The 23,982-nt window shown below is 39.2% G+C and carries 20 protein-coding genes and 1 pseudogene; all 21 read left to right on the top strand.

Annotation, left to right across the window (positions count from 1 at the left end; genetic code table 11):
* Positions 1-6: 6 nt before the first annotated feature.
* Complete coding sequence (tssB, locus tag N523_RS0102955) at positions 7-510, top strand: type VI secretion system contractile sheath small subunit (RefSeq protein WP_010389380.1); 504 nt, start codon at positions 7-9, stop codon at positions 508-510.
* On the top strand, positions 507-1,997 hold the full coding sequence (gene tssC, locus N523_RS0102950) for a type VI secretion system contractile sheath large subunit (protein WP_013462966.1): 1,491 nt from the start codon (positions 507-509) through the stop codon (positions 1,995-1,997). Before tssB ends, tssC (N523_RS0102950) begins: the two co-directional genes overlap by 4 nt.
* A 37-nt stretch (positions 1,998-2,034) precedes the next feature.
* Positions 2,035-3,561 carry a type VI secretion system contractile sheath large subunit gene (tssC, locus tag N523_RS0102945; protein WP_028834236.1) on the top strand — a complete coding sequence of 509 codons (1,527 nt, stop codon included), beginning with the start codon at positions 2,035-2,037 and terminating at the stop codon, positions 3,559-3,561.
* A 2-nt stretch (positions 3,562-3,563) separates the two neighbouring features.
* Positions 3,564-4,343 carry a type VI secretion system accessory protein TagJ gene (locus N523_RS0102940; protein WP_028834235.1) on the top strand — a complete coding sequence of 260 codons (780 nt, stop codon included), beginning with the start codon at positions 3,564-3,566 and terminating at the stop codon, positions 4,341-4,343.
* A gap of 15 nt (positions 4,344-4,358) precedes the next feature.
* Positions 4,359-4,844: a type VI secretion system baseplate subunit TssE gene (gene tssE / locus N523_RS0102935; protein ID WP_013462969.1), complete on the top strand. Its 486-nt coding sequence runs from the start codon at positions 4,359-4,361 to the stop codon at positions 4,842-4,844.
* On the top strand, positions 4,841-6,667 hold the full coding sequence (gene tssF / locus N523_RS0102930) for a type VI secretion system baseplate subunit TssF (protein ID WP_013462970.1): 1,827 nt from the start codon (positions 4,841-4,843) through the stop codon (positions 6,665-6,667). The genes tssE and tssF overlap by 4 nt, the downstream gene beginning before the upstream one ends.
* The gene (gene tssG / locus N523_RS0102925; RefSeq protein ID WP_028834234.1) at positions 6,664-7,653 is read left to right on the top strand and encodes a type VI secretion system baseplate subunit TssG; all 990 of its coding nucleotides are present in this window, start codon (positions 6,664-6,666) and stop codon (positions 7,651-7,653) included. The genes tssF and tssG overlap by 4 nt, the downstream gene beginning before the upstream one ends.
* A 23-nt stretch (positions 7,654-7,676) precedes the next feature.
* Positions 7,677-10,295: a type VI secretion system ATPase TssH gene (gene tssH, locus N523_RS0102920; protein ID WP_028834233.1), complete on the top strand. Its 2,619-nt coding sequence runs from the start codon at positions 7,677-7,679 to the stop codon at positions 10,293-10,295.
* A 220-nt stretch (positions 10,296-10,515) separates the two neighbouring features.
* On the top strand, positions 10,516-10,995 hold the full coding sequence (locus tag N523_RS0102915) for an Hcp family type VI secretion system effector (protein ID WP_013462973.1): 480 nt from the start codon (positions 10,516-10,518) through the stop codon (positions 10,993-10,995).
* A gap of 73 nt (positions 10,996-11,068) precedes the next feature.
* Positions 11,069-12,922 carry a type VI secretion system tip protein TssI/VgrG gene (gene tssI / locus N523_RS0102910; protein WP_024602740.1) on the top strand — a complete coding sequence of 618 codons (1,854 nt, stop codon included), beginning with the start codon at positions 11,069-11,071 and terminating at the stop codon, positions 12,920-12,922.
* A complete protein-coding gene (locus tag N523_RS0102905) occupies positions 12,922-13,281 on the top strand; it encodes a hypothetical protein (protein WP_016900103.1) in 360 nt (119 codons plus the stop codon). Before tssI ends, N523_RS0102905 begins: the two co-directional genes overlap by 1 nt.
* Positions 13,282-13,319: 38 nt before the next feature.
* Positions 13,320-13,610, top strand: a complete 291-nt coding sequence (locus tag N523_RS0102900; RefSeq protein ID WP_013462976.1) for a PAAR domain-containing protein — start codon at positions 13,320-13,322, stop codon at positions 13,608-13,610.
* A 2-nt stretch (positions 13,611-13,612) separates the two neighbouring features.
* Positions 13,613-14,638, top strand: a complete 1,026-nt coding sequence (locus N523_RS0102895) for a hypothetical protein (protein WP_028834232.1) — start codon at positions 13,613-13,615, stop codon at positions 14,636-14,638.
* Positions 14,635-15,480 carry a hypothetical protein gene (locus tag N523_RS0102890; RefSeq protein ID WP_028834231.1) on the top strand — a complete coding sequence of 282 codons (846 nt, stop codon included), beginning with the start codon at positions 14,635-14,637 and terminating at the stop codon, positions 15,478-15,480. The genes N523_RS0102895 and N523_RS0102890 overlap by 4 nt, the downstream gene beginning before the upstream one ends.
* Positions 15,480-20,399 carry a polymorphic toxin type 15 domain-containing protein gene (locus N523_RS0102885; RefSeq protein ID WP_028834230.1) on the top strand — a complete coding sequence of 1,640 codons (4,920 nt, stop codon included), beginning with the start codon at positions 15,480-15,482 and terminating at the stop codon, positions 20,397-20,399. Before N523_RS0102890 ends, N523_RS0102885 begins: the two co-directional genes overlap by 1 nt.
* Positions 20,400-20,401: 2 nt before the next feature.
* On the top strand, positions 20,402-21,085 hold the full coding sequence (locus N523_RS0102880) for a GAD-like domain-containing protein (RefSeq protein ID WP_028834229.1): 684 nt from the start codon (positions 20,402-20,404) through the stop codon (positions 21,083-21,085).
* Between the two features lie 79 nt (positions 21,086-21,164).
* Positions 21,165-21,641 carry a hypothetical protein gene (locus tag N523_RS0102875; protein ID WP_010389354.1) on the top strand — a complete coding sequence of 159 codons (477 nt, stop codon included), beginning with the start codon at positions 21,165-21,167 and terminating at the stop codon, positions 21,639-21,641.
* 118 nt (positions 21,642-21,759) lie between these two features.
* Positions 21,760-22,533 carry a ChaN family lipoprotein gene (locus N523_RS0102870; RefSeq protein WP_010389352.1) on the top strand — a complete coding sequence of 258 codons (774 nt, stop codon included), beginning with the start codon at positions 21,760-21,762 and terminating at the stop codon, positions 22,531-22,533.
* Positions 22,527-23,114 carry a hypothetical protein gene (locus N523_RS0102865; RefSeq protein WP_028834228.1) on the top strand — a complete coding sequence of 196 codons (588 nt, stop codon included), beginning with the start codon at positions 22,527-22,529 and terminating at the stop codon, positions 23,112-23,114. Before N523_RS0102870 ends, N523_RS0102865 begins: the two co-directional genes overlap by 7 nt.
* Before the next feature lie 38 nt (positions 23,115-23,152).
* Complete coding sequence (locus N523_RS0102860) at positions 23,153-23,752, top strand: hypothetical protein (RefSeq protein WP_028834227.1); 600 nt, start codon at positions 23,153-23,155, stop codon at positions 23,750-23,752.
* 88 nt (positions 23,753-23,840) lie between these two features.
* Positions 23,841-23,960 (top strand): annotated as a pseudogene (locus tag N523_RS19720) (Mobile element protein); the annotation flags it as partial.
* Positions 23,961-23,982: the final 22 nt, after the last annotated feature.

Raw genomic sequence — 23,982 nt, 5'->3', positions numbered from 1 at the left:
TTCTCAATGAGTATCCATGATAAGTTAAAACGAGTTCGTAAACCTAGAGTACATATCACTTATGATGTGGAAACTGAGGGCGCGGCAGTAAAAAAAGAATTACCCTTTGTAGTGGGTGTAATGGGCGATTTTTCTGGTGATAATACAGAAGCGCTTAAGCCACTAAAAGATAGACGTTTTATTCAAATTGATCGTGATAACTTTAATGATGTTTTAAAGCGTATGAGCCCATCTCTACGTTTAAAAGTAGACAACACATTAACGGATGATGGTTCTCAGTTTGAAGTTAACTTGAACTTCAAATCGATTGACGATTTCGAGCCTGCAGCCGTTGTAAATCAAGTAGAGCCGTTACGCAAATTGATGGAAACGCGTAACAAGCTTCGTGACTTGATGACGAAGATTGACCGCTCAGAAGAACTTGAAAACGTACTAGAAGAAGTTTTAAGTAATACAGCAAGCTTAGACTCGATGGCGAAAGAACTTAACTTAGAGGAGACTGATAAATGAGCACTGAACAATTAGCAACAGAATCAGAATCGGTAGCAGAAGTTAGTTCTTCACTTTTAGAGCAAGCAATTGGTGCGACTAAACAAACAGAGTCAAGCCGTGCTGAAGAGTTACTGAAAACGTTAACTGAAGAAGCATTAAAAGGCACAGTTCAATGGAACAAAAACATGACTGTGACGTTTAATGAAGCAATTCAATTAATCGATCAAAAAATCTCAAAGCAGTTAAGTGTCGTAATGCACACGGATGAGTTTCAAAAACTTGAAGGCTCATGGCGCGGATTACATCACTTAGTGATGAATTCTGAAACTAGCTCAACATTAAAAATTCGTGTTTTAAACATGAAAAAGAAAGAGCTGCATAAAGACTTAAGTAAAGCTGTTGAGTTTGATCAAAGCCAAACCTTTAAGAAAATATATGAGTCAGAATTTGGTACCCCAGGTGGTGAACCGTATGGCACGATTGTAGGTGACTTTGAATTTACGAATCACCCAGAAGATGTTGAAACATTAAGTTTAATGTCTAATGTTGCAGCCGCTGGTTTCTGTCCATTTATTGCCGCATCATCACCGTCGTTATTTGGCTTTGATAATTGGGAAGAATTAACTAAGCCACGTGATTTAGAAAAAGTGTTTGAATCACTAGAATACACTAAATGGCGTTCATTTAGAGACAGCGATGATTCACGCTTTGTATCACTTACTATGCCGCGTTTCCTTTCGCGTTTACCTTATGGTGCAGCGTCAAAACCAGTTGAAGAATTTAACTACGAAGAATTTGAAGTTGAAGCGAAAGATGGCCGTTCAGTCAGCACTGATAATAGTGATTACTGTTGGAGTAATGCCGCATACGCTATGGCAACAAACATGACCGCTGCTTTTTCTCAATATGGTTTCTGTACTGCTATTCGTGGCGCAGAGGGTGGTGGTAAAGTAGAAGGCTTACCAACGCACATATTTACAAGTGATGATGGCGATCCAGATCTTAAATGTCCAACAGAAATTGGCATTACAGACCGTCGTGAGGCCGAGCTAAGCCAGTTAGGTTTCTTGCCTTTATGTCACTATAAAAACACTGATTATGCTGTTTTCTTTGGTGGCCAAAGCTGTCAAAAACCAAAAATCTACTCAACACCTGATGCAACCGCTAATGCTGCCATTTCAGCACGCTTACCTTACTTAATGGCAACTTCTCGTTTTGCTCATTACCTTAAAGTAATGGCGCGCGATAAAATTGGTAGCTTTATGGAAGCCGAAGACGTTGAATCATGGTTAAACCGTTGGATTCTGTCTTATGTAAATGCGACAGAGGGCGGTGGTCAAGATATTAGAGCACGTTACCCTCTTGCTGATGCGAAAGTATCTGTAAAAGAGATCCCAGGACAACCCGGTGCTTATAACGCTGTTGCTTGGCTTAAACCTTGGTTACAAATGGAAGAGCTTACTTCTTCTTTACGCCTTGTAGCTAAAATCCCAGAGATCGGTTAATAATACCGCTCTCTCGCATTAAGGATGATGCAATAGAATGAATCACGAAGAGTTTTCATTTATCAATCAAGACTTCACTTTTCAACAAAAGTCGCAGTCTCGAATAAGTGATAATGACGCTTTACTCGATAGGTTTTTGAACGAAAAAAACCTAGATAAAGCGTTATTATTATGGCTTGAAGGCTCTTCTGATTCTCCACTTTCTTGGAATAAGGAGTCATTGAGTCCTTATTTACAGCGTGTGATCATTGAACTCGATCAACTGATTTCTGCACAACTCAATCATATAATTCATGCAAAAAGCTTTCAAAATTTAGAAGCTAGTTGGCGAAATCTATGGTGGCTATTATTACAAACAGAGCAACAAGACAAAGAAAAAAAAGTAAAAGTTAAATTGCTTAATTGTGACTGGCCAACGCTCTCAAAAGACGTAAATAAAGCGATAGATTTCGATCAAAGTACGTTTTTTCAATTACTCTATCAAAACGAATTTGACAGTGCCGGCGGCGAGCCCTTTGGTATTGTGATTGGTGATTATGAAATTAGTAATGGTTGCTCAGCGGGCACTATTTACAACGATATAGATACGATTAAAGAAGTGTCAAGAACGGCTGCCGCAGCATTTTCTCCTTTTATATGTTCGGCATCGGCTAACTTATTTGGCGCTGATAGCTTTTCAGATTTAGGTTATTACTCTGATTTATTTAATCATTTTGAGCAGCCTGAATATATAAAATGGCAAAGCTTTAGAAAAATGGAAGAAGCTAGATTCATGGGTTTTACACTCCCTCATGTGCTAGTTAGGCCGCCTTATGCTAATGACGGTAAGCGCCATCAAGAATTCTATTTCAAAGAACAAATTATTAATCCAGAAACAGATATGCTGTGGGGAAATGCAGCCTATCAATTTGTATCAACAATAATCAGAGCTTACTGCGATAGCGGCTGGTTTGGGCATATACGTGGTATAGAGCCAGGGAAAGTGTCAAAAGGCTTAGTCACAGGGCTAGCTCGCGATAGTTTTGCTAATGATACTTATCAAAAAGAAGCCAAGCCGCCACTGGATTTGTTAGTAACCAGTAAGTTTGAAAAGCAATTTTCTGAACTCGGTTTTATCCCAGCCTCTTCGGTTACAAATACCGAACATATTGTTTTTTACAGTAATGCGTCGGTTCAAAAGACAAAAAATTACGACTCAAGCGCTGCTAATATCAATGCGCGCTTATCGTCTATGTTGCAATACATTTTATGTGTATCGCGCTTTGCGCACTATTTAAAATTATTGGCCCGAGACCGTGTTGGTTCTTATAGCACAGCACAGGCCTGTGAAAGAGATTTACAAGCGTGGATCAATAACTATACAACCGCGTCAGACTCTGCGTCTGAGCACATTAGAAGTAAATACCCACTCAGTAATGCAAAAATAAAAGTAAGTGAAAACAAGGCTAATCCGGGTCATTACTTTTCGGTTTTGCAGTTACAGCCTCATTTTCAGTTAGACCAAATGGTCTCGAGTATTAAGTTAATAACAGAGCTCAGTCCTCATCATAAAATAAAGGAATAGTAATGAAAAAAATACACAGTTTAATTCGCGAGGGAAAACTTGCTGATGCTTTATTATGTTGCGCTACAGAGTTGCAAGATGAGCCTTTAAATTTTGATATTAGAAGTCTTTATTCTGAATTACTTTGCATTAACGGTGAACTTGAAAAAGCAGATAAACAGCTAGATTTTATGGTGCAAAAGAACCCTGAATTTGCTGTAGGTGCGGTTAATCTTAGGCATTTAATTCGCGCACAACAATCGCGTGTAGATTTTTATCAAGGTAAGGGTATTCCTAAACTCTTTCATGAAGCTAATGAGCTAGACACCTTGTTCTTAAAAATGCACGTAGCCCTACTTGAAGGCGAAACATCTGAAGCGGCAACGCTTGCAAAACAAATGGAAGCACTTCGTCTTGAAAGCGTTGATGATGAGCATTCAGCAATTAGAGATTTAGATGATAGCTTAAGCCCATATTTAGAAGTGCTAGGCACGAATGGCGAGTTTTACCTTGCAAACTTTAATGAAATTGAAACATTAAAAGTAGAACCTGTAACGTCTTTATTAGAGAGCATCTGGTTACGCGTTGAGATCACTATCAAAGACGGTCCGTCAGGCACGGCACACCTACCATTGGTCTATGCAAACTCAAATACTGAGCTGGAAAAGTTAGGTCAGGTTTCTGATTGGGATGAGCTACAAGATGAGTTTATTGTAGGTAAAGGAATGAAAATGTTATTTGTCAACGATGAGGCAATCACCATTCCAAGTCTAAAAATCAACGCCGTTGAAACAGCAGAGTAAGTGCAATAAACGATTATGATTGAACATAAGCAGCAACTCCAAGCATCTATTTTAGATAGGCTCATTGACGATGAGCCTGACTTTCAAGATGCGCCTTCTCGTACTGAGGGGATCAGCATTAGTGAGCTGAGAAAAAATGTGCGTAGAGACATAGAAGCGCTGCTAAATGCTCGAATTCAGTGGCATACCTGGCCATCACAATATGCTGAGTTGTCGACTTCGTGTTTATCATATGGTTTGCCTGACTTTTCGAGTATGTCTGTAAGCTCACACGAAGGGCGTGCACTTTTATGCGAAACTGTAAGAAATACAATTTTAAAATTTGAACCGCGGTTTATTGAAGTAGAAGTGTTTACCGATGATGAAGTACCCGTGAACAGAGTATTAAACCTAAGGATTAACGCCTTGTTGTATGCCGATCCAGAACCTGAATTTATCAGCTTTGATTCTGAAGTTGAGCCGGTTAATTTAGGTATGAAGATTATTGAGGCCTCTTTATGAACGATGAGTTATTAAAGTACTACAACCGCGAACTAGCGTTTGTTCGCCACATGGGTAAAGACTTTTCTGAAAAGTACCCTAAAGTTGCTGGGCGATTAAAGTTAAGCGATGATCATATTGAAGACCCTCATGTATCTAGGCTAATCGAATCGTTCGCATTTTTAACTGCTAATATTAGGCAAAAACTCGATGACAGCTTTCCTGAGCTAACTGATGCTCTATTGGGACAGATGCTGCCAGACTACCAAGCGCCTATCCCTTCTATGTCGGTGGTAAAATTAGAAGCTGAAAATCTGTCCACCACGGGTGTGGTCATTCCAAGAGGCAGTGAAGTAGAAACCAATGTTGAGTCGATGAAGCAATGTAAGTTTCAAACCTGTTACGAAACTTATTTATGGCCGGTTGAGATCACAAGTGCCCAATTTGATAATAGTCCGTTTGTTGCCCCTAAGCCTCGTTGGCATGAAAAAGCTAAGTCAATTTTCAAACTTGAGCTAACCGGTGAATATCCGGGTGTATCATTAGCTGAAACCGGGCTGGAAAAATTACGATTATTTATAAATGGCCAATGGCATCATACGCTTAAAGTGTATGAACTATTATTTAAACACGCTATTGGTATTGCTTTTGATAATGGTGAAGAGGGTATAAAGTACCTTTCTAAAAACCAGTTAAAAGCCGTAGGCTTTGATGCAAATGAAGCGGTGGTGCCCTATTCGCAGCGCTCAAGTGCTGGTTATCGGTTACTGGTGGAAAACTTTACCTTTCCGGAAAAGTTTCGCTTTGTTGAACTTGAAAATATTCGTTCATCACTGCCTAAAAAGTCTAACAAATGCAGTGTGTATATTTACCTTGATTCAGAGTCAACCGAGCTTGAAAAGCAAGTAGACAAAAATATGTTTTTAATGGGATGTACACCCATTATCAATATGTTTGAGCAAGAACTAGAACCGATTCGCCCTGAGCTGAGTGAATACGAATACCAATTAACACCACGCTATATGGACTCTGAAATCTCAGAGGTGATTGGTATCTCAGAAGTTATTGCGTTTGATCACAAAGGGAACAAACAAATAGTGTGTCCTTTTTATGGGCAGACTCATCCACGATACCAAGGCCATGATGATTTATTTTGGCACATCCGCAGAGAAACCGCCTCATGGGCCGGTGGCTATGTTGAGTCAGGTACGGAATCGTTTCTATCATTGGTAGATGCACGATTTGAAAATAGCGCTATGGATTATGCTGAAGGGAACACGGTATTAACAGTACGTGCTAATTGCAGTAATCGAAACCTTCCTGCTAGCATGCCCTTTGGAGATGATGAACTCGGACTTTTAATGCCTGAGCGTGGTGATGTAATAAAAAAAATACGTTGTTTAATCCCATTTACTCATGCAGTTAGACCGATATTAGCCGATGCAACTCGTTGGCAATTAGTTAATCATTTAACCCTTGATGCGTTTAGTGGAGATGATGCATGTAACAAGCTTAAAGAAGTGTTACGGCTGTATGACTTTAGAGCTTCACCGCAAACAAAAGGCCTTATCGATAATATTTACCGCGTGATTGTAGAACCAGCAACGGCGCGTGTTGTACAAAAAGGACGAGTAAGCTTCGCAACGGGAAGCGAAATAGAAATTACCTTTGCCAATGATGATTTCTCGGGAAGTGGTATGTTTTTCTTTGCTTCTATTCTTGATCATTTCTTTGCACAATTTGCGGCAATAAATAGCTTCACGCGTGTTAGTTTAAGGCTCAAAGAACAAGAGCAAGTGTATTATCAATGGCCTGCCCGAGTTGGGGAAAGCCCGTTAATATGATCCAGCATATTATTTCTCAAGCGTCACAAGTTGATTTTTATAAAGCTGTTTTCATTATTGAAAACCAGCTTAAAAAGCATGGCTTAGAATATCGCTATGTAGGGTATGACAGTAGCCCAAAGCAAGAGTTAATTAAATTTACTGCAACACAAAAGTTTGGTTATCCAGGCAATGCCATAACAAAATTAGAGCAAGCTAGCTTTGAAGACGGGTTGCATAAGGTCAACATGCAGGTCTCTTTTATGGGATTAACGGGTTGCTCGGGCGCTTTACCTCAATTTTACAGCGAGCTGGTGATGCAGCGTCTTCGCTATAAAGATACCACCATGCGTGACTTTTACGATATGTTTAATCATCGTTTGGTGTCTTTATATTATCGAGCGTGGAAAAAATATAAGCCGTCTTTAAATCATGTGAACAAAGATAAAAACAAAGACCCATATACACAAATATTGGGACTTTTAAGTGGCGGCTACAATGATCATCAGTTGCACTTTTCAGGCCTTTATAGCCGAAAAATTCGTAACGCTTTTGATTTAAAAAGTGTATTGAGCTCTTACCTTGGTTGTGATGTTGTCATCAAACAAATGGTAGGAAAGTGGCATGATCTGAAACCACAAGAACAAACTTGTTTAGCAAGTGAGCGCCTATATGAGGGACAACATGCTCGCTTAGGCGTTGATACCGTAATAGGTAAAAAGATATGGGATATTTCTTCTAATATTGAGATTCATATCAGCACTACTGATATTGATAAAGCAAAATCCTTGTTACCGAAAGGCAAGTTATTTGAGTTAGCTACAAAGATTGTAAAAGATTATGCGGGCAATGCGATTTCATTTCGACTTATCATCGAATCAGATTTTCAACAACTTGATGCGGTGCAGTTGTCTAAACGGGAATGCAAACTTGGCGCTAATAGCTTTTTAATGGCGAGTAAAAACCCCCCTAAATTTAACCCTATTAAGTTATCGTTTAAAGGATAATTAAAAATTAAAAGGAACAGCGTATGTCAACGATGACATTAAATAAATTAGTTGAAAAACTAAGCCCAGATTGTAGAAAAAGCTTAGAGGCAGCTGTTGCAATATGTAACAGCCGAAGCCACTTTACGGTTGAGTTAGAGCATTGGTTGTTAGCTATGATTGAGCAGCAACTAGACGATGTTAGGCTCATATTCGGTTCTTTCGATATTGATATTGATCAGGTAAAGCAAGATTTAAACCAATCACTAGAGTCATTTAAAACGGGCAGTGATTCATCGCCTAGCCTATCAGTGCATGTGACTACATTATTAAGGCAGTCATGGTTAAGTACCAGTATAGAATTTACTGATGAGCAAATTCGTAGTGCTTACGTTATTTACACGCTCACAAAAGATGATACCTTGTCTAGTTTAGTAACGCGTTGTAGTAAGCTTTTCAATAATATAGAACCTGGACAACTGTTACATGCATGGCCTGAAATTGTTGCCCAATCGCAAGAACGTAATACCAGCACTGCAAGTGCTACAACACCTGCAAATGGTTCATCTAAAACACCAAGCTTAGATCAATTTACAGTTGATTTAACCGCTCAAGCAAAAGCGGGGAAAATAGACCCTATTCTAGGTCGTGATTTTGAAATACGTCAAATGGTTGATATTTTAACTAGACGTCGTCAAAACAACCCAATCTTAACGGGTGAAGCGGGTGTAGGTAAAACCGCTGTGGTTGAAGGACTTGCCCTAAGAATTGCCCAAAAAGACGTACCTGCAGTATTACAAAACGTTAAGTTGCACAGCCTAGATTTGGCTTTGCTGCAAGCAGGTGCGGGCATGAAAGGTGAGTTTGAAAATCGCTTAAAGTCGTTAATTAACGAAGTTAAAAACGCTGTTGACCCTGTGATTCTTTTTATAGATGAAGCTCACACTATGATTGGTAGTGGCGGACAAGCGGGTCAAAACGATGCGGCTAACTTACTAAAACCTGCTTTAGCAAGAGGGGAATTACGTACTATTGCAGCAACAACGTGGGCTGAATATAAAAAGTTTTTTGAAAAAGATGCTGCACTAACACGTCGCTTCCAAGTAGTTAAAGTTGAAGAGCCAACACCAGAAAAAGCGGTTGCTATGCTACGTGGTTTAGTTCCTGTTATGGAAAAGCATCATAAAGTGTTTATTTCAGAGCAAGCACTTGAAAGTGCGGTGCATCTATCGCACAGATACATTACTGCCAGGCAACTTCCCGATAAAGCAGTTGCATTGTTAGATACGGCCTGTGCTCGTGTTGCTATGAGCCAAGCATCGACACCTAATGCGATTGAGCAGTTAATGAATAGACTTAGTGAAATTGAAGCGCAAGTTTTAATGTTAAATCGTGAGCAAAAAACCGGTTTAGATCACAGCGAACATTTATCAGCACTTAAATCTGAACTAGTTGAGATTGAACAGCAACTTGAACCATTAAATGAGCAGTTCAACGTTGAAAAAGGCATCGTTGCAGAATTAAACCAAGCGCTTGAATCGATTAACACCACCGATGCAGACTCTTCTGTTGAAGTACTTGAGCAGTTAAAAGAAAGCAAGCTTAAGCTAGCCTCGTACGAACATAATATGGTGCATTGGCAAGTTGATGAAGAGTTGATTGCACAGGTTATTTCTGATTGGACTGGTATTCCTGTTGGTAAAATGCATGAAGATGAAATTCATGGCATTTTAAATTTAGCTGAGCAAATGAAACAACGCGTAGTTGGCCAAGATCATGCGCTTGAACTTATGGCTAAAGTAGTACAAACCTCCCGTGCTCAGCTTGCAGATGAAAGTCGCCCTAATGGTATATTTATGCTGGCAGGCCCAAGCGGAGTGGGTAAAACAGAGACCGCACTTTCACTAGCACAAGAAGTGTATGGCAGTGAAGATAACGTAACGGTTATCAACATGTCTGAGTTTAAAGAAGAGCATAAAGTGTCATTACTACTTGGCTCACCTCCAGGTTATGTTGGTTATGGCGAAGGCGGTATTTTAACCGAAGCAGTAAGAAGAAAACCATACAGTGTGGTGCTGCTAGATGAAATGGAAAAAGCGCATCCTGGCGTACAAGATATCTTCTATCAAGTATTCGATAAAGGCACCATAAAAGACGGTGAAGGCCGAGACATCGACTTTAAAAACACCATCATCATTATGACCTCAAATGTGGGTACTGATACCACAATGAGCTTATTTGAAGATGAAGAAAGTAAGCCAAGTATTAAAGGCTTATTAAAAGCATTACAAGATGATTTATTAGGGGCATTTAAGCCTGCATTTTTAGGACGAATTAACGTTATTCCATATATTCCGTTAAGTGATGAAATTCTTACCCAGATTGCTGCGTTGCAAATTAGTAAAATAATTAAGCGTGTTAAAAAGCACTATGATGCGCAATTAACGTATAACGATGATGTGATTGAGCATATTATTGCAAATTGTCAAAATGCCGGATCGGGTGCACGAAATATTCACACGATATTACAGAATAAAGTACTACCTCTATTGTCTGAGATCTTGCTTTCAAGCATGGTTGAAGGTGAAAAAGTAACATCTATCTCATTGTTAATTAAAGATAATGAGTTCGATGTTGAATTAACTAAAGTTAATTCAAAATAACTTGTTTTTAAGGTTGTTTCTTTAGTTTTAGGGCATTATAATTCGTGTGTCTTATATAGAAACAAGGAATTTTTGAGACATTGTCTTCATCTAGGGAAAGGAATTCTGAAGACCTTTTCATTGCTGTTTTAAAGATAATGATTTCAAGGAATTTTGGGTAACCAAAGTAAACGAATCCACATAATGGATAATATTGTTTAATAAAAAGGAGCATTATCAAATGCAAGCAAATACATATTTAAAATACGGTTCAATCAAAGGCGAAACTACTGCTGAGTCTTTCAAAGATTTAATTACAGTTTTATCTTTAGATTGGAACGTTAGCCGTGAAATTAGCGCAGCGACTGGTACGGCGATGGATCGTGAATCTAGCTCTACTCGTTTAGGCGATGTGACTATTACTAAACTTCAAGATAAAGCATCTCCGGATCTTTTCAAAGAAGCAACTATTGGTAAAGGTCTACCTGCTGTTTTCCATATCACTAAACAAGGTGATAAAGTTGAAGAAATCATGAAAATCGAACTTACAGATGCCATGATCTCTAGCTACTCAGTATCAGTTCAAAACGACCGTCCAATTGAAACAATCACTATCAGCTACACTGAAATGATGATGACTGTTACACCTACTGACGACCAAAACAACATCACTGCACCACTTGTATATGGTTACAGCGGTGTTAAAGGTCAACAAATGTAATATTTGTTACCCGATTGTAGCTCTGGGCTTTGCCCAGGGCTTTTTTTGATCTTCAGGATGGGAAAAGCAAGGAATGCAAAAAGCAACACAAGATAAAAACGTAATTCAAATTAGTACTCCTGTTGGTAAAGACGCCCTTTATTTAACACGCTTCGTTGCGCAAGAAGCCATGTCAGATTTGTTTGTTATGTCGGTCAATATGTACACCATAGGCCAACAAATTGCACATGAAGATCTGGTTGGCAAGCCTGTTTCTATCAAGGTAAAAAATGCCGAGGGTGGGGGAGAACGTTATTATCACGGTATTGTGAGTCAGCTTGTTTCTAACGGAAGCCGTACGGCGGATGTTGATGAGCAAAAAAATTACATTGATTATCAAGCTACCATTGTGCCTTTTGCCGCTTCTATGCGTAATCGCAAAAACAGTCGCATTTTCCAAAAGAAAACAATTAAAGATATATTTGCTGATTTGTTTGGCCAACACAATGTGGCTTTTTCAGATAAAACCAGTAAAACCTACCCCAAATACGAATACTGTGTGCAATACCAAGAGTCAGATTTTGACTTTATCCAACGCTTATTACAAAGCGAGGGGATTTTTTACTTCTTTGAGCATACAAAAAGTAACCATACATTAGTTTTAGCAGATGATATTACCGCATATGAAATGTGTGGTGAGGCTAAAGTTGTTCATTCAACTGGCCATTTAAGTGAGTCTCATGTTTCGCGTTGGCAGGGCGGATTAAGCTTAGCGCCAGGTAGTTTCAAACGTTTGGGCTACGATTTTAAACAGCCATCACGTTACCCTGATGCAGAGCAAGCAAACGCAGAATTACCGACCCAATCGGTATCAGAAATTTTTGAATATACAGCTGAAGCAGAGTGTCATCCCCGCGCGGCTAATTTGGCATCAGTTCAACTAGAGTCACTGCAAAGAGACATGAAGCTCTCGAGCGGGCGCAGTGACTGCCGCTCATTCTCTGTTGGTAAACTGTTTAGTTTCAAAAAACATGAAGACCCACGCCTTGAAGGTAAAACCTTTGCTATCACCTCGATGATGACGTCGATTGTGGTACCAAACCAATCAGGCGCTGCACAAGCATCAAGTGAAGAAGTGTATTCTAACCACTTTGAATGTGTGCCAAAAGACATTCCATACAGAGCGCAAGTGAGCAAAAAGAAACCGGTTATCAACGGCGTACAAACAGCCATAGTAACGGGTGATAGCGCCGATGAAATTATGATTGACCAATATGGCCGCGTTAAGGTGCAATTTGATTGGGATCGTGAAGGTAAAAAAGACTCTAAAAGTTCATGTTGGATCCGAGTTGCACAAAATTGGGCTGGCAAAAAGTGGGGCGCCTTTTTCTTTCCCCGCGTAGGTCAAGAAGTTCTGGTTGATTTTATTAATGGCGACCCAGATCAACCTATTATAAGCGGTGCTGTTTATAATGCAGACCTAATGCCTCCGTACGCATTACCTGGTGAAAAAACGCAAAGTGGTATTAAGACTCGCTCAACTAAAGAAGGTGGAGCAGATAACTTTAATGAGCTGCGCTTTGAGGATAAAAAAGGCAGCGAGCTTGTGTATATGCAAGCCGAAAAAGATAAACAGCTTTACGTTAAAAACGATCAAAACGAAAAAATAGATAACGACCGTAATGTTGAAATTCTTAATAACGATAATCTCAAAGTCACAGCTAACCGTGTTGCTGAAATGGGTGAAAATGACACCTTAAAAGTCGGTAAAACACTTAATATTGAAGCCGGTGACGAAATAGTGATTAAAACAGGCTCGGCGCAAATTAAAATGAGCAGTAGTGGCAATATTACTATTGAAGGTACAAACATTGATATTAAAGGCAGTAATGTAAAAGTAGATGGCAGTGCCATTACCTTATCTGCTGGTGTAATTAAGTTAAATTAATGATGGAAATAGTCAATAACTTTCAATCAGGGTTTAGAAACGGCATTGCAAATAACGGGCACGTTGTTTACTGCCGTTATGGTTTACCGCATTTAGTGTGTTTACCGATAAACAGGCCAGACGATCCATTACTAAGCCCGGCTTTAAGTCATTTAAAAGCCATGAATGGCTATTATGCACAGCAGTTTTTTATTCATTTAAGTGATGCACTTAATAGTGAAAATGTAATTTCAAACTTATATCAATATGCAACTCAAAGCGCTGTGGCACTTTCTGATCACAGTAAAGATGAGTTAATTGAAGAAATTTCGCTACTGGTAACCAGTAACAAGCTATTAGTTATCCCGCTTTATGAATAGCATTTCATAAACCAACAAAGACACGACAAGGAGTCAAAATGGGTAAACCCGCTGCTACAATTGGTCATATGCATGTATGCCCTAAAGTGACCGCTAAAGTTCCACATGTGGGTGGACCTATAGTTGCTGGCTCTGGCAATGTATTAATAGGTGGCATGCCCGCTGCCCGCAAAGGCGATATGATAGTGTGTGTTGGACCGCCAGACAGTGTGAAAACAGGCTCGGGTAGTGTTCAAATTAATGGTAAACCTGCCGCCAGAATGGGCGATGATAGTGGCCACGGCGGAAAAATCGTTGTGGGCAACCCAACCGTGTTAATTGGTGGTTAACTTTGCTAGCGACCTATTTAAGTGATCATCAAGCACAATTACTACAAATTAGTAACGCTCAACTGTGCCCGTTTACGTGTGTAGGTCATGTTCGCTATTTAAGAAAAACGCTATTAGAAAGCTGTTGGTTAACGGCAAAAAACAATAATCAAAAAAATAACTTTGAATTGCCCACCACTGAGCAACTAGTCGAAATAATAACTAACACCAAAAACGATGAATTAGTTGCCCAAGCATATATTGAAGTTATGGCTAACTTGCCACAAAATAAAAATATTATATTTATAAATGAATTACTTAATGAGCCAGCGCTGAGTGCTTTTTTTAAAATCATTATAAATAAAGTCGTTATCCAACAGCATAGCTTTAACTTAATTCGGCTATTAAATTTAAACACCTTGTTTTTTGCTTACAGTGCTGAGGAAGAGATTGCCCCGCAAACACTGGCAACGATAAATAAAATTACCAAGCTTGCGCAGCACCACGACTCACAGATACTAACGGCTATTTTTGATGCATTAAGTGAGCAAGCCCATCTATCACCCTTAATGTCGTTATTTTTGTTGTCGTTAAATTTTGAGCAAGTAAACAGCTTAAGTAATCATGCCAGTAATACCTTATCGGTTGATCACACATTGCATATTTTATTACAAAGCGGTTTTGTAAAACTAATTGTTTTAGCTAATTCTTTATTACAACAGGTAGAGCAACCCGCGTTAATTATTGCGCTAATAAGACGCATGTTAGGTGATAAACTCGATCAGCTAGTGGAGTACGATATCCAGCGACTCGCTTGGCAAGGTGATGAAAGCGCGTTAATAGATTTTCAGCAGCAGTTAAAACATAACTGGCCTAAATATGAAACCGCCATGTCGAGTTTACGACTGATTGCAGGGCACCCTCTTGATGAAGTGCCTAATGCCATTTATTTATCGGCCATGGATAGCTATAGCCAAGGGGTGTTTAATTTATATCGCTATTATCAACATCTCGCTGCCAATAAAACTCAGGACGAGGTGGCATCATGAGTGCATTTTCAATCGAGATGGTATGCTTTTCTGTCCCAAATATTAGCAGCGTAGACACATTATTATTTGACGATAACAGTGCTGTTTTTAATGAGTTGCAATGGCAGTCTTGGGATGCATGTGTTTACGATTGCATAATTAAATCTAAAGAATTAATGGCAGAAGTCACAGACAGCACATTGCCGATGATTTGGTTACTACCGGCATTATCATTTCAAGATGAGCTAAAACAGTTATTAGCTCAAAGCTTACAACAGTTATACCCCGATCATAGCAACGAGCTGATTTTTCATGGAACAACAGGTGCACACTCTGCTATAGCTTTGGCTGGTGAAAAAAAATGGCAAAAATTTAATGTAATTGCTTTAGATGCAACTTTTAAAGCAAATAAACAGCAACAGTTTGTATATCAAGGTGTAGGTGGTGCGTTGGCTGTAGTTGAAATGGTGCCTTGCGGGTGGTCGCAGGTAAGCCATGAGATTGCAGCATCTATTGATTTTAGCAAACATAATCAGCTAGCAGGTATGCTTACGCGATTAGCTGAACAAACAGAGAATAAGATTGATCTAATTTTTGCACCGGGAAATGGGGTAGATGATGATAGTTGGCTAAACAATTTACAGCTACTTATTAGCTTAATTGATGAGCACACATATTACGAACTACCCAATTATAAATTAGGGAAAATAGGCGCACTAGAAGGGTTAGTTAATTTGTACCAATTAACCACAAGCCCTGCAATTGTTGAGCATTTTAGTTATGCATTAATGCTCTCCCAAGAGCAAGCTAAGCATCAAGGTGCAGCATCATACTTATGGATAAGTGAGGAAGTAGACAGCTAATGCAAAGTAATACCGTTGTTTTACAAGGAATAAGTTACCCAATTTGCCTCGTCGCTGGTAAAGGTTCTGCGCCGTCGGGCTTTGTTGCTGTAGCAGCTAACACGCCTGAAAGTGCCAAAAATCAAATTGCGCAAATAGGCAGTGCGCTTACTAGCGACGCCGCTAAACGTTTAGACGTTATTAACTTGCTTAACCTTGCAGGAGTGAGCTGTTCGCGCGGTGCGTCAGCCCGTGAAACCGCGAGTGTATTAACCCAAGCTTTGGTTGCAGATAAAATTAGTTGTTATCACCAAAAAGCTAAGTCGGCTATTCAAGTAAGCGATAACACTAATAGCGGCGCAGCAGGTAAAAAGCCAAGTAGTAAGAGCAGTTCAACAGCCTCAGGTAAAAGTGCCTCTCAAGCGCCGGCTAAAAACAGTGGCGGTGCAAGTAATAATACCCCAAGTGAAGAACCAATCACCAAACAAGAGTGCCGCTCTGATCCAGTTTCTATGCTCTCGGGTGAAGAAATACTGCCGCTTATTGATTTCACCTTAGCAGGTAGCAAACAATTAATTTGGCGACGCCTATACCGTTCATCGCATGCGGATGTATGCAGTGTAATGGGGAATGGTTGGCGACATGACTTTATGGTGCAGCTAACTGAGCACTATTTACCGCCACCTAAAGTAGGCCCAAAACAAAAAGGCACCTACTGGTTAGAATACCAAGATGAGCATGGCGCTAAACACCGCTTTGAAAAAGTAAAACCGGGGCAATCGAGCTATCAGCTAAGCAGTAATTTAGCGTTGCATTACCAAACTAATGGTAAGCAAGTATTGGTAACCCCAGATGATCAGCATCTTACGTTTAAAGCTGGCGAAAACTTATGGTTGCTCGAAAAAGTTATTAACGAAAAAGGCCAAAGTATTGGTTTTTATTACGATGCGAAAGAGCGCTTGCATCGCGTTGAGGTAAATAAAGCGCGTGGCTGTATTTTAAAATATAACCCGCAAGGGTTGCTGGCAAACATTTCGGCTTATCGTACAGGTGATAACAACAAGCCAGTATTACTAACGCCGTTACTTGCGCAATATGATTATGATGAAAACAAAAACCTCGTTCGCGCGACCAATCAACAAGGTGAAACAGAGCATTATGGCTATAACGCCGCTAACTTATTAACTAAGCGTACTCGTGCCAGTGGTTTTAGCCATCATTTTGAATGGGACAGTTACTCATCGAGTGCTAAGTGTATAAAACAGTGGGGCGATAACAACACCTATACGTATCAGTTTGAATATAATTTAGACGCTGGTGAAACAACCTGTATAGACTCGCGTGGGCATAAAGAACACTTTGTACATAACGCGCAAGGTAAGTTAGTTAAGCACACCGACCCAAATGGTAATGTGTGGCAATACAGCTATAACGCACAAGGTCAAAAAGTTACTGAAATAAAGCCAGATAGCAGTGAAATAAAGTACAGCTATACCCCTTACGGTCAGTTAGAATCAATAACGCAGCCAGATGGCAGTGTCACTAAATTTGCTTACAACCAATTGGGTCAGCGTGTATTAACCACCTTGCCTGATGGCCAAACTATAACCCGTAAATACAGCGTGGCGGGTTTGCTGCAAAGTGAAACCTTTGGCGACGGTCGCACTGTACTTTACAGCTATGACAAATTTGGCCAACTAACCCAGCACATAAATAAAAATGGTCAAGTCACTAAATTTGTATGGAACGAACAAGGTGAGCTATTAGCAAAACACCATAACGATGAGCTTATTCGTTACAGTTACGACAGTTTAGGCCGTGTAAATGCCACCATTAATAACGCAGGTTTGTTGACTCAATATAAATACAATGAGCACGGTCAGCTTGCGCAAACTATTGCCTTTGACGAAAAAGACCCTGAGAACAAACAGTATCAACATTTTAGTTACGATGATGCGGGTAGGCTAATTAGCTCAAAAAACAGCAAGGGTGATACCACCGAGCAATACTTTGAAGGGCTAAGCCAGCCACATTGTGTTATTCAGCCCGATGGCAGCGCACTGCATTTAACTTACGATAAAGAGCGTAACTTAACCGCCATTGAGCGCAGCGACGGCCATGTATACCGCATAAGTTATGACGCTAACGAAAACCCAACGCAAGTTACTGGGTTTGACGGTACGCTACAGCAATATAAATACGATGCCTGCAATCGCTTAACCTCTGTTACACAGAGCGATAAACGCCATGTAAAAATAGAGCGTGATAAATTAGGCCGCGTGATTGCGCAGCATGCAAGTTTGGCAACCGATACTCACATCGTAAATAATGCCAATTACTACAACTATAACCTGCAAGGTAAAATTACTCGTGCGCACAATGCACAATCAACCTTAAAGCAGCAGTTTGATAAAGGCGGGCGATTACTGCGTGCTAAGCAAGTGCATAACCAGCAACAAGCGCATACCTTAAAATACAGTTACGACGACTACGGCAGAAGGCAATCACTGACCTTGCCAGATTCAAGTACGCTTAAATACAGCTACAATAAATTTGGTCAGCTAAGTGCTATTCATTTACAGCAAGCTAATAGCACGGCTGTTGAACTTGCAGCGCTTAGCTATGACAGTCAAGGTAATATTCAAACGCAAAAGTTTGGTAATGACATAACCCTTACCCAACAATTTGATGTATTTAACCGCCTAACACAACAGCAGTTAACCCATCCTGCGCAAGCACTATTCGATACCTGTACGTACAATTACGACAGCATCAACCAGTTGATTGCGCGTAAAGAGGAAGGCGTTAGTAGCCATAACATTAATTTTGAGTACAACAGCCTAGGCCAGTTAATTCAGCAAAATCTAGTAAGTTCTGAGAACACAAAAACCACGCAATACCAGTGGGACAGTTTTGGTAACCCAGTTAGCCAATCAAAAATTCAAAATAACGAGTTATCCGAACAACAAGCTACTCAGCACAATGATGATAGCGATGCCATCAATAAGGTTGAAAGTAATCAGTCAGAAAGCACACGTAATGTAATTCATAGTGAGTACAGTGATTCAAGTACAGCAACGGTTGCTAGTGAGCTAAGCGAAGACGATGGGGTTATTACAGGCATCACTGATGCAGACCGTTTAACCCACTTTGGCGACAGCGACTTTCATTATGATGAATTCGGTAACCAAATACGCGAAACCGGTAAAGGCATAAAAACCCGCCGTGAATATAACGCATTTAATCAGCTAAGTTGTTTTAATAACAACGGTACGCTTACTCAATACGACTACGACCCACTCGGTCGTCGTATTGCCAAGCACACCGAGCAGGGCAAAATTGACTACATTTGGGATAACGACCAGTTAATCGGCGAATACCAACACGGTGAATATACCTGGTATATCAACCTGCCAAATCAATTTCACCCAGTCGCACTGATTAAAAAAGGCGAGGTGTACTACTACCACCTAGACCAACTGAATACTCCACGTTTTGTAACCAACAACAAAGCAGAAGTCGTGTGGGAAAACCAAGCTGATGTGTATGGTTATGAGGAGTCAGAGGTAAGCACTACAAATAGCTTTACTCAGCCAATTCGTTTTCAAGGGCAATATTTAGACGAAGAGAGCGGCTTACATTACAATCGCTATCGTTATTACAGCCCTAAACAACAGCGCTTTATAAATCAAGATCCGATTGGATTAGTGGGTGGGATAAACCACTATCAATATGCACCGAATCCGGTTAATTGGGTTGATCCGTTTGGGTTGAGTTGTAAGGAAAATGCCTGGAATACGTTCTTAAAAAATACCAAAGGGCATTTTAATAGCACCACTGAAGCTGCAGATAGCTACAAAAAGGTAAAAGAAGTTTTACTTACACCTAAAGCTGAGCGACCAGAACCGTCGACATATTTACCACAATCATATATAGATGCACATATAGCGCAGTTTAATCAACAAGGTGCAGGTTTTATTTCTATTCAAAGTTGGATGCTAAACCCTGAGTACCCCACTTTACCGCCAAGAAAGTTTGTAGGGCTTAAAAGTGAAATGGACGCTATTATCGCTAAATACACTCAATCAGGAAATGATTGGAGAATACTTAGAGATGAACTTAGTTTAGGCGAAAACACAGACTTAAGTAATGATGAAATTACTTATATTACAGTCGAACCTGGCGATGAGCGATTTGAGTATGATATTCCAAATGGTCGCGAAGGTGGTGCATACGATGGGGAATGGGTCCCAGGAGGCAAAACCAAAGGTGGTATCACAGAGGCCGCGTTAATTAATTCTGAAACTGTCGTTCATAATAACAGTCTTGAAGAGCTATCTAGTAATTTCGAAAGTACAGCAAAACTGCAATCCGATGAGGATGATAAAAAAATGGAATTGCACAAGGTTGCATGCTTTAAGAAAAATACAAAAGGTACAGAAGCAGAATATGATCGTCAATTGAAAGGCCAGCAAGACGGCATTAATGATATGACAGTGAAAAAATATCTAGATAATCGTGAGGCCTATACAGAAATCGGTCGAAAAGGAACTGGATCAGCACAGAAAAAATCCAGAGAACGATTTAAATCGAATTTAATAAAAAAATATAAAAAAGAGCTCAGAAAAACCGAAAAATTGAGAGGGGAAAAGCTGACAATTAAAGCTGAATTATTGGCCAAAAAAGATATGAAAACACTCAATGCGCTCCATAATCCTGATATGGTTGCTGGTGGTAACGATGATAATGGCGATTTACTTGACTTAGGTGATGCGAGTGTTAATCAATCAATTGGTTCTCAATGGAAAAATAAAGGGGTTAACGATTTTGGAGATAAAGAGTCGTTAAGTCGAGTCGAAGCTATGGATGCTCAGGCTAAGAGTACGTTAGAAAAGTTGGGACCAGATGCAATGATGAATGTAAATTTACATAGGTGCTAGTAATGAATGAATATTTTGATGATTTTTACAATTATGAGGGGTTTGGCCCTTCAATTAAAGCAAGTATACCTAATCAAGAAACACTTGACTTTTATAAAGGTAGACTGCCAGAACGTTTAATAGAATATTGGAAAGAATATGGTTTCTGTGGGTGGGGAGATGGCATTTTTTGGCTAGTTAACCCTAGTGAGTACCATGACATTCTGCAAACGTGGTTGCAAGGAACTGAATTTGCCAAACGAGAAGAGCAAGGTATCGATAGTTATTATGTTATTGGGCGAAGTGCGTTTGGGGACTTAATTGTTTGGGGTAGCACATCTGGCCAGAGTATAGATATCAATTCAAATTTTGGTATGCTATTTCCTACCGATAATTCTACAGATTTAGAAGAAGATGGTGAAACATTAACGGTCGATTTATTTTTTGCATCAATGAGTAAAGAACCTCTAGATGAAAAAGACGTCGATGAGAAGTTATTGTTTGAAAGAGCCTACAAGGAACTAGGCCCCTTAGATTCTGATGAAATGTATGCGTTTGTACCTGCATTGGCCTTAGGTGGCACAAACAAACTAGAAAATCTAAAAAAGGTAAAGGTTATTGAGCATCTAAACTTTTTAGCTGACTTAGGTGAAAAACGGGTAATGGCTGATATTGTTGCTATGTCAAATGAGTTACATAAAAAGTAGATATGATTTTAGTAAGTTGCTAACTAAAAATATAAGTTGAGCAATTACACCTTTACTGTCATTGACTAAGAGATTTTACATGACAAATTTATTTGAAGTTTCGATAAAAAAAAATGAGACAAATAGCTTTTTTCGTGGAGAAAAAAACTATTTTGTAAGAACTCCCGATTTTGACCAGCATAATCATGGTGCAAACCTTGGCGGACATGTTGAATCTTTTTTAAGATCGGGTAATGGCAACGCTGAAGTTTTCGATAAAGCTTTTCTAAAGTTTTTGGAGTCTTTAGAGGTAAATAAAGAAGATTTGACACATTTTATGGCAAATCTTTCAGCTTTTTTTGCTTTAAAAAATAGAGGTAGATTGGAAGGTTCAACGCTCTTTAGAAGCCTCAATAGCAACGAATCAAAATTAGTTAAAAGCTATTTAACACAGATATCAAACAGTGAAATATATTTCAGTGAAAAGGATAGAATATATATACATGCAAATTTCATCTCTAAAAATGGTAATGATCTTTTATTAAATGTGCTGAAAGAAATAGATGGTATTAAATAAAGGTGGTATACGTTCTGGTTTTTTAAACTAAAAATAAACAGAAAACCTAAACTCCCAGTAGTTGAACACTATACTGTGCGGTAATTATATAATTTAAATAAACTTATATGGAAATAAAATGAATAAAATAAACACGGATGTAAATTACAGAACAATGGCGGGCAATGCGCGTTTAGTTATGCTGGGCGAATCGAGCCATAGTGCTGCCGGCTATAAATATGAAGCTATAAAAGCGATTAGGCAGTTAAAGGCTGCGGGTTTTACACATTTTGCTATAGAAATGCTGCCTAGCTCGATGCAGGAAAAAATAGAATTTTATCAACGAACAGGTAAAGGCTTTAATATAATACAGCAATATTTTGATAAATATTGGACACATGGTGATTTTACTCCTCAGGCCTATGGTGAGCTGGTAAAGGCGGCACGTAATGCAGGAATGAAGATAGTTGCATTGGATGTTTCTGTAGAAACGATGGAAGTAATGGACAGTGTATGCCCATCGACAAAAGCCGTGACTGGAGAATGTTTTGATGCGCATACGTTTAGAAACGATCTTTGGGCTTACAATTTAGCTACAATCCTCAAGAGATCTAAGCAGAATAAAATTGTTGCTTTTATGAGTCGATGGCACGCAGTTAAGAATTTAAAGTATCAAATAGGTGTTGATTCTTTAATTAAAGAGCACGGTATTCAAAATGTTCGTTTTATTGATTTTATTGGTGGCTTATCTTGTTACAGCGACAGGCCGTGTAAGGGAATGTCTAGCCAACAAGAGACTTTGAAAGGACAATACTTCTACAAAGAGGGCTTTCCGTATGAAAGTACGGTTAAATCATTTCAAGTCCACCTACCAGAAAAGCGTATTAATAATGATGGATCATTCCAATGGTAAAAGCACTAGTGACACTTGTGTTAGCAATTAGTTTTTTTACTTTTACGGATGTTAAAGCGTCTATGTTTGCGAATATTGATATTAATGATCCGAATTTAACCGTTGAAATTGCAGCTAAGCAATGCGAAAAAAGCTATATGCATGCACCTAACAAATTAGAAGAATGGTGTGAAAAAGCTTACGAAATGGGTCACTTGGAGTCCTTGTATTATATTGGTATGTATACTGGGGATGGTTCTCGTTATTTAGATGAATTAAATACTCGAATTGAACAAGGTGAAGCTAATGCTATTAACACATTAGCTTGGTTATACCAAAGCGGCCGTTTAGTTAAAAAGGATTTAAGTGAAGCTATACGCTTATACAAGCTTTATTTAGCACAAGAAAATAATCAAGCAATTACACTTAAAACTTCTACACATTTTGAGTTAGCTACAATTTATAGAAAGCTGGGTATGTGGGATAAAGTAATAACTCATACTCAATATGTAATTAATAATGCAAAAAGAGAGGGTCGTAGGGAGCTTGCACAGAGATGGCGAGATGAGGCTGAAACATACTTGAAAGAAAGTAATTTGTGAGTTTTTCACGCGTATTTAGCTTTTCACTTGGAAGTCATGTGACAAAGTATTTATTAATTAGTGCACTGTTTACTTTTAGCTTAATTAGTAATGCCGCTGGCCCTCGATGGGATAATTCAATAGATATAAATGCTCCTGATTTGACTGTATTAGCTGCCGCAGAGCAGTGCCATAAAAGCTTAATTAACGCGCCTGAGTATCACGAAGAGTGGTGTGAAAAAGCTTATGAAATGGGATACTGGAAGGCACTGGTTACGCTAAGCCTTCATAATGGAGATGGAACTCGATTATTAAAGGAGGCCAAAAAGCGGGTTGCGGCAAAAGAGCCAAAAGCTTATTCAACTTTAGCTTGGTTATATGGCAGTGGTATGTTTGTGGAGCAAGATATTAATTATGCTATTTCCCTTTACAAAGAATTTTTAGCATTAGATGCAGAATTGCCAAATTCGTTAGTTGCGGCTGCGCACTTTAAGTTAGCAAACTTATATGAATCGCAGCAGAATTGGCTTGCAGTAAATGAGCATGCACAATATGTTATTGACCACAGCCCTTTAGCTTATGATAAAGAACGAGCTGTTGATTTGTTAGAGTTAGCTAAAAAAGAAATTTTGATTAAGAATAAATCATTGAATGAATAGACTAGACACCCATTCTAATTTTGCAGTTTAGTAAACAAAGTACTACCACTTTATATAGCGTTTCGTTCGGCGTGCATTTTGTATAGTGATGAGCATTCTACAGGTCAACCCTCAATTTTCGCAGAGGCTGAGTTGAAGATAAGTTGCTTAAGCTCGAAAGGTGTTTTGTATTGATGTATGTGTTTACGCAGTTTTGAGTAACCACACTCAACACGCAGAGATAACTATAA

It is taken from the genome of Pseudoalteromonas sp. 23_GOM-1509m (assembly GCF_000518425.1).
In the GTDB taxonomy this organism is placed as follows: Bacteria; Pseudomonadota; Gammaproteobacteria; order Enterobacterales; family Alteromonadaceae; genus Pseudoalteromonas; species Pseudoalteromonas tetraodonis.
Note: the sequence above shows the minus strand (reverse complement) of the source record. Positions and strands in the feature narration are given on the sequence as shown.